The organism is Streptomyces sp. NPDC127106, from assembly GCF_042677605.1.
Lineage (GTDB): Bacteria > Actinomycetota > Actinomycetes > Streptomycetales > Streptomycetaceae > Streptomyces.
Genome location: NZ_JBHXTC010000142.1, coordinates 1 through 1,148, shown reverse-complemented (window position 1 = coordinate 1,148; position 1,148 = coordinate 1). Strand labels below are relative to the sequence as shown.

1 pseudogene is annotated in these 1,148 nt (G+C 39.6%); it reads right to left on the bottom strand.

Annotated features, from left to right (window positions below):
• Positions 1-144: 144 nt before the first annotated feature.
• A pseudogene (locus tag ACFVGY_RS37860) lies at positions 145-1,148 on the bottom strand (IS3 family transposase); the annotation flags it as partial.

Sequence of the window (1,148 nt, the reverse complement as noted above, 5' to 3'; positions counted from 1 at the left end):
CTCCTAAAAGAGAACATTACTTCTTAAAAAGGAATATGCGGGAAAAAAAAATCGATTTGGAACATTATCAGACAATTCTCAAATAAAACACCTTTCCTGACAAGGGACTGACCCCCGTTTTTGAGACAGGGATCAAAACACCTTTTAAACAGCCAATTGCCGATAATTTATCGGTGATTGGTTGTTTAGTTTCGTTTGAATACGAATATTGTTATAATAATGAATGTATTCTATGACAGTGCGTTCTACGATGGCGGTCGTGGTTCGATCAATGCTGTTAAGATAGAACGTTTCAGACTTTAGTGAGGAATGAAACGATTCGATGGAGGCATTATCAGCGGGTGTCCCTTTGCGGGACATGCTCATGGTAATGCCTTTTGTTTTAACAGCTTTCTGATACTCGTAAGATGTATACACAGATCCTTGGTCACTATGTAACACGCAGTTCTCAGGCAGTGTTGGCAGTTGATCAAGTGTGTGTAAGACAAAGTCTGTGTCCTGCTTATCTCCAATCGTAAAAGCAATCACTTCTCCATTATATACATCCAATATACTGGAAAGGTACAATTGTTTCTGTCCATAAGGCAAATACGTGATGTCTGTTACTAGTTTTTCAAGAGGATGATCAGACTGAAAGTTCCGATCTAATATATTGTCGACCACGGCATATGGCTGCCCATTCTTCTTGCGCTTTTTCACCTTAACCCGGCACTGCCACTGATTTTTCTGCATAATACGCTGAACCGTTTTATGGTTAATACACATTCTCTTTTTTAATATAGCTGTGATTTTTCGATATCCATATCGATACTGGTGCTCTCGGCACAACGTGCCGATTTGTTTTTCTAAATGGCGCTTGGGATGATCTTTCTTCAGATTCTTCTTCCAACGATAATAAGACGAGCGAGAGATACCTAAATGAATACAGATATCCTGCACGGTCATTGTGCTGTGCAATTCTTCTACAAGTTCGACTGACGTTTGGCTATCAACTTCCTTTCCAATTCGTTGTACTTTTTTAACACTTCATTCTGTTGTCTCAGATATCGATTCTCTGCCTGCAGTTTCTCTAATTCGGAAGAATACTCCGGACCTTTTCCATAAGTGTATTGCTTACCAACAGGCTGTTCAAATCGATGTGTATCACC